1 rRNA gene is annotated in these 290 nt (G+C 55.9%); it reads right to left on the minus strand.

From position 1 onward, the window contains the following. Positions 1-290: ribosomal RNA gene (locus ACTHTA_RS11465) — 16S ribosomal RNA — on the minus strand; the annotation flags it as partial.

A 290-nucleotide genomic window follows, 5' to 3' on the forward strand; every position in this document is an offset into this window, starting at 1 on the left:
GCTCCCCTACCGTACTCTAGTCATAGCAGTATCGGGTGGCCTCTCTGGGTTGAGCCCAGAGTTTTCACACCCGACTTACCAAGCCGCCTACGAGCTCTTTACGCCCAATAAATCCGGATAACGCTTGGTGCCTACGTGTCACCGCGGCTGCTGGCACGTAGTTGGCCGCACCTTCTTCTGTAGGTACCGTCATTTTCTTCCCTACTGAAAGCGGTTTACAACCCTAGGGCCTTCTTCCCGCACGCGGCGTTGCTGCATCAGGCTTTCGCCCATTGTGCAATATTCCCCAC

Source organism: Neisseria sp. P0013.S005 (assembly GCF_051958425.1).
Classification (GTDB): domain Bacteria; phylum Pseudomonadota; class Gammaproteobacteria; order Burkholderiales; family Neisseriaceae; genus Neisseria; species Neisseria subflava.